This is a genomic window from uncultured Sphingomonas sp. (assembly GCF_964237155.1).
Classification (GTDB): Bacteria; Pseudomonadota; Alphaproteobacteria; order Sphingomonadales; family Sphingomonadaceae; genus Sphingomonas.
The window spans coordinates 1-5,842 of sequence record NZ_CAXSHH010000110.1 but is presented as its reverse complement, the minus strand read 5'-3'; the positions used below and the strand labels follow the sequence as shown (position 1 = coordinate 5,842).

5 protein-coding genes are annotated in these 5,842 nt (G+C 65.1%); all 5 read right to left on the bottom strand.

The window, feature by feature from the left end:
- Positions 1–49: 49 nt before the first annotated feature.
- Positions 50–1,609, bottom strand: a complete 1,560-nt coding sequence (locus ACFE71_RS14545; RefSeq protein WP_375429481.1) for an amidohydrolase family protein — start codon at positions 1,607–1,609, stop codon at positions 50–52.
- A gap of 83 nt (positions 1,610–1,692) precedes the next feature.
- Positions 1,693–4,125, bottom strand: a complete 2,433-nt coding sequence (locus ACFE71_RS14540) for a TonB-dependent receptor (protein WP_375429480.1) — start codon at positions 4,123–4,125, stop codon at positions 1,693–1,695.
- 407 nt (positions 4,126–4,532) lie between these two features.
- Positions 4,533–4,856 (bottom strand): phosphoenolpyruvate carboxykinase domain-containing protein, encoded by a 324-nt coding sequence (locus ACFE71_RS14535; RefSeq protein ID WP_375429479.1) that lies wholly within the window; start codon positions 4,854–4,856, stop codon positions 4,533–4,535.
- Positions 4,831–5,295, bottom strand: coding sequence for a phosphoenolpyruvate carboxykinase domain-containing protein (locus tag ACFE71_RS14530; protein ID WP_375429478.1), 465 nt, complete (start codon positions 5,293–5,295; stop codon positions 4,831–4,833). Before ACFE71_RS14530 ends, ACFE71_RS14535 begins: the two co-directional genes overlap by 26 nt.
- A gap of 74 nt (positions 5,296–5,369) precedes the next feature.
- The gene (locus ACFE71_RS14525; protein ID WP_375429477.1) at positions 5,370–5,492 is read right to left on the bottom strand and encodes a hypothetical protein; all 123 of its coding nucleotides are present in this window, start codon (positions 5,490–5,492) and stop codon (positions 5,370–5,372) included.
- Between the last annotated feature and the right edge of the window lie 350 nt (positions 5,493–5,842).

The following is a 5,842-nucleotide window of genomic DNA, read 5'->3' as shown; positions in this document are numbered from 1 at the left end:
CGGCGGCCTGAATCTCGAGATCAAGTCGGGTGCGTCGCGGCGACGGTATTCAGTTCGCCGTCGCGGCCGCCGGGGTTTCCGGATTGGTCGCCGCCAACCGCTCCGCGTCCCTCAGCATGGCGTCGAGCTGGGCGCGAGGATAGTAGCGGCCCGCTCGCAACACGCCACGGATCCGGTGCAGGGCACCGACGCTCGCGATCGGATTGGCGTCGAGGAGCACGAGATTCGCATCCTTGCCGACCTTAACGGTCCCCATGGTCGCCTCCCGGCGCATGTACCGGGCCGGAAGCAGCGTGGTCATCTGCAGCACCTTGAGCGGCGCGACGCCCGCCCGGGACAAGAGATCGAACTCCTCGTGCAGCGAGAAGCCCGGCGTCAGCCAGGACCCGCCGAAGTCCGACCCGGCCAACATCTTCGCGCCGTTGGCGTCGAAGAGCCGGGTCACGCGCAGCTCCAGCCGGAACAGGTCGGCCAGCGTAGCCCGGTCGGCAGCCGGGATCCTTTCGAAGCGCGACAGCAGCATACGCCATTGCCGCACATTGGCCGCCTCCACATAGCGAAGGTTTGGATCGGTCGCGAAACGAGGATCGGTCGGGACGTAGTTGGTCTGCATCCGGATCAGCGTCGGCACCTGCCATGTCCCGCTGGCCGCGAACGTCCGTGCGAGCTCGCCGCACTTCTTCTCGTCGAACGTGTCGATCATGCGCCGGAAGAGCGCGAGCACGACCGGGGGCAGCGCGATCGACGGCGTCTTGAACAGCGCCGGCTCGAGCGCGCGATACGTGCTCGGTATCTTGAGGAACGCCGCTCGCAGCGCCGCCTCGTCGGTCGAGCATGCCTGGATGAGCCCCGCGTCGGGGCCGAGATGCTCGACCGAGGTCATGCGATGCGCGACGACGTCACGGATGTCGAGCGTCGCCGGTACATGGCCGCCGACCGGGAGACCCGACCTGACCGCCTCGTCGACCACGGCCATGTAGGCCCCGGGCTGATACTCCACGGGACCGCCGTCGATGATCTTGATGAACTCGGCGCCCATTTGCTTCTGCTTGGCGACCTCGACGACGGCCGCTTGCGGCGTCGGCGCGGTAGCGCCCAGGATCGGTGGACCCGCCATCTGAAGTATCTCGGGCGCGACCGACCCCGTGGGCAGCGTTCCGGCCCGCCGCTGCGATAGCTGAGGCGGGGAGCTCGCCATCACGCGCACCCCGGTAATGCCGTTCGCGACCATCAGCGGAAACACGAGTCGCACGTCATAGTCGGGCTGCAACGGATGGACGTGCATGTCGTTGAACCCGGGCACCAAGAATTTGTTGCGGCCGTCGATCGACGAAGCCCCGGCGCGCGTCTTCGATCGGTCCGCCCGCGCGATCCTGGTGATCTTCCCACCGGCGATCTCGACGTCCATGCCGGGTCGCAACCGGCCGTCACGCGTGTCCACGATCGTGACGTCGCGGATGACCAACGGGGCGTCCACATCGCCCTGGGCGACCGCTGCGTTTAAGGCCGTGCCGACCAGCATCGCGGTCAGGAACGCGCAACCCTGGAGATGATACCGGATGGTGGAGCACCGGAGACCACTTACCGCAGCGGCCGCTTCACAGGCCATCGGACATACCTTCCTGACATGATCCGCTCGCGGCGGAGGTGGGCGGCTCCGGAGCCAGCGTATCCGCCCAGCCCCGTCGCGACTCAGAACTTCACCGACCCGCGAACGCCATACGTCCGGGGTGCCGTCGTCCCGTTGATCAGGATGTTGGCGATCGGGTTCAGCGACGAATAGATCGGGATGCGGTTGTTCTCGAGATTGCGGACATAGGCCGAGAGCGACCAACGATCGTCGGCGGGTCCGAAGGCGAGCTGCGCGTCGGTACGCCAGGTGGATTCGACCGTCTGCTCATCCAGATATTGGAATCCGATCGCGCGCTTTGACTTGTACTGTGTGTTGGCGCCGCCGACGAGCTTGTAGTCGCCAATCTCGATCGTCTGCTGCGCGGCCAGGTTGATCGTCCATTTGGGCGAATTATACGAAGGCCGGCCGGCGCAATCGACATCGTAGAGCAGCGGATTCGCGTTCACCGACACGTCGCATCCGGTTAGCGGCGGCGGCGCTCCGGGCGCGCCCACGGCCTGCTGGTACGCGAACACCCGGTTGCGCGCATCTAGGTACTGGACGTCCCCGCTGAGTAAAGTCGTCGGGGTGAGGAGGAACTGACCCTCGACCTCGACGCCCTTGATGCGTGACTTGCCGATATTCTGCGTGAAGTTGGCGGTACGGCCGGCCAGATCGAGGCCGACATAGTTGACCTGTTGGTCCTTGTAGTTCCAATAAAATCCTTCGATGTTCAATTGGACGCGGTTGTCGAAGAAACGGTTCTTCAAGCCGACGGTGAAAGCGTCGATCGTTTCCGGCTGGAAGGTTTCGAACCCCTCGGCGGCCGAGAACCCGCCCGATCGGTATCCGGTCTCGAAGCTGGCATAGAACAATGACCTTTCGGCCACGTCGAATTCCACGGCGGCGCGGTAGGTCACCTTGTTGTTCTTCAGCCGGCTGTCGTCGTTCCTGTCGGTGCGCACCACGATCGCGCCGGTCGGAACGCCGCCGGAAAAGAGCGGAAGGACCGGTACGCCCGGGGGCGGGAACGCGAACGGTATCTGGTCGGCGCTGTCCGTCAGCGGGAACAGCGGCGCACTGGGGCAAGTCGGAATACCGTTCACGAAGACGACGCAGACGATCGCGCCGGCCGTCGTGGTTCCGCTGAACCGCTTCTTGTCTTCGGTGTATCTCACACCGCCGACCAGTCGCAGCTGGTCCGTCAGATGGGCGGTGACGCGCCCGAATGGAGCATAGGATCGCGTCTTGTATCGGACGTCCTGGAACGTGACCGCGGAAGAAAGCGAGAGAGCCAGCCGCGACTTGATCTTCTCGTCATAGACGTAGCCGCCAATCGTATAATCCAAGATGCCAATGCGCGTGCCCTCGAAGCGCGCCTCGAGGCTGAACTGCTCGTCCTCCTCGCGATTGCGATAGAGGAAGCTGGGTGCCGCGAGAAAGTTGAGGGACGCGTAGCGCCACGCGGGAACGACGGTGAGGACGCCCGCCCCCGTATCGTAAGAGATCTCCGCATTGGCACCGAAGAAGTCGTTGCGCTGAAACGGGGTCCGCTCGAGCGGATCAAGGAACCGCCCCGCCGTGCCCGCGGGTACTCGCGTGCGATAGGTCTGTCCGGCCTGAGTGTACTGCCCGTCCGCGACCGGAACGCCCGATGGAATCAGGAGATAGCCCCCCGCGGCCGGATTGAACAGGTAGTTGCCGATATAGCTGACGCCCGCGCCCACCCCGCCGGTATGGCTGTAATCGCCCGCTACACGCACGGTCAGCGCCGGGGTGAGCTCGGATTTCAGCTGTACGCGCAAGGACTCGGTCCGCTCGTCGGAGGTGCCGTCGCGCAGATAACCATCGCGGCGCGCGACGCTGCCCGAGATGCGCAGCGCGCCGTTCGCGCCGAGCGGGGCGTTCACCGCGCCCTCCGCCGTGATCGCGTCGTAGTTGCCGTAGCTGGCCGTGGCGTAGCCCGAGAGCTCACCCAATCTCGGCTGTACGGGGATTACGTTGATCGCGCCGCCGGTGGCGTTTCGACCGTAGAGCGTACCTTGCGGCCCTTTCAGGATCTCGATCCGCTCCAGGTCGAAGAAGACGCCGGTCTGGGAACTGGGACGGCCTACATAGACGCCGTCATAGTTGAAGGCGATCGCCGGGTCGCTGTTGGCGGACACGGTGAAGTTGCCGACGCCGCGCAAGAACGTGATGTTCCCCGTGCCGGTCGGCTGGATCGTAAGCGCGGGCGCAAGCTCACCAAGGCGATCGACCTGGGTAACGCCCGCCGTGACCAGGTCCGCGCCCTGAACGACGTCGACGGCGACCGCCGCACGTTGCAAGTTCTCCGCACGGCGTTGCGCCGTGACGATGATGTCGCTCAGACCGGATGCGGGCGTCTGATCTGCCGATGCGGCTTGTTCGGACGGTGCCGGCCCCGTCGCGGCGGGTGCCGTAGCCGCCTGGGCGAAGACCGCTTCCGGCACCAAGATCAACATGGAAGCCGACGTCAGCAGGCCTGAACGCATAAATCCTCCCCCTCTATCGCGGCCCGGCTTCGAAGCGAGGCTTCACGATCATTCTTTTGTTATCCGACGAGCTTAGGTGATGTGGTGAGGAAGCGCATGATAGCGGTTTCACGTCGGCGATGCGAAAAAGGGTATCGACGAAGCCATGGCTTGATCGGTTTACCGGCAGACTCCGGCATCACGTGGAACTAACGCGCGTACGGACAGGAGCAGCGCCGTTGCCCTGTCGCCCGCCGTTCCGGCGATCACAGGGCCGCCGAAAGTCGCCGCTCGAGCGCGTCCTGTTCGCGCCAAAGCGCTGGCGGCATTTGGCGGAGCGCGTCAGCGGACAGGGACAGACCGCCGATATCGAGCGACCCCGACATGGGCACCCTACCGATCGGCGTGTCGAAAGCTGCGACGCTCCCTTAACAATGCCCAACGATCCACTCGAGAACACGGGCGTTATCGCCGTAACCGGGCCAGAGGTATCTACCGTCGGCACCCTTCCGGAACCCGTTCACCAGGTAGATCCTGGGGAGCTGCCTGCTGTCGAGCGTCGCGGCGGCCCCGAATCGAAGCCAATGCTCGAAATACCGCGTCATATCGCACTCGCGGAACGGACGCATCGCGAACGGGTCGCGGCGGAGAGTGCCGACCGTTCCTTCGGCGGCAGCCGTGGCCTCCAAGGCAACGTTCGCCGCCAGGTAGACGCCGTGCTGCCAATCAAACGCCTCGGTAACGAGCGGCACGGCAGTCGCGGCGCGACGGCCGAACAGGATGGCCGAGGATCGGCACGCCGGAGGGATCGTCCCATTCGGCGGCGATTACCGGGCACTGGCCAGCCAGCACCGTGAAGCGGGCGTTTAGGTGCGCGGCCGGTCGGCCGCTCGCCGGATCCCACGGCTCGCCTAGCCAGTCGATCAGCCCAGCGGGCGGCTCGGTCGTCAGCCCTTCCCCCCAGACGTCTCCATCGTCGGTCAGCGCCGGGTTCGTGTAGATGGCGTTGGCGCGGAGCGTGTCCACGGCGTTGCGGTTGGTCGCGGTACCGGTGCCGGGCGCCACACCGAAGGAGCCGGCCTCGGGATTGACGGCATGGAGCCGACCGTCCTTGCCGAACCGCATCCACGCGATGTCGTCGCCGATCGTCTCCGCCGTCCAGCCCGGGATGGTGGAGTCCAGCATCGCCATATTGGTCTTGCCGCAAGCGCTAGGAAACGCAGACCCATGCAGAAGGGCACCACATACATGGTTCATCCGCGCATCTAGGCGGCGAATAGATGGTCCACCGTCACCCAGGTCGCGGCCGGATCCCACCAGTTGTTGGGGAGTCCGGCATCGCCCTCGCGCTCGGAGCAGATGAGCGTCCTGCTCTCGACCCGCGCCACGTCAGCGGGTCCGAGCGTGCAAGGAAACTGTTCGGTCGCTTCGCGGGATCGAGTCTCGTGAGCGTTCCGGATGCGACCAGCTATGCCGACAGTTCATGCCATTCATGGTCCGATCCATCGCACCAATGGATGCGATCCGGCCGAGTCAGCACAGCAATACGCTCCATCCGATCGATGAGCTCCTATGCTTCGTCGCTGGCTCCTCTTTTCGGGAACCGCTCATCAGCCCTGCATCCGTCGCCATCGCTCACTCCCCGTCCCATCCACCCACTCCAGTTCGAGGATCACGGCATCGCATGTTCATTCCGCCGTTTCCTCCACGGGTCCCATATTGTGCCCGAGCAACCGGA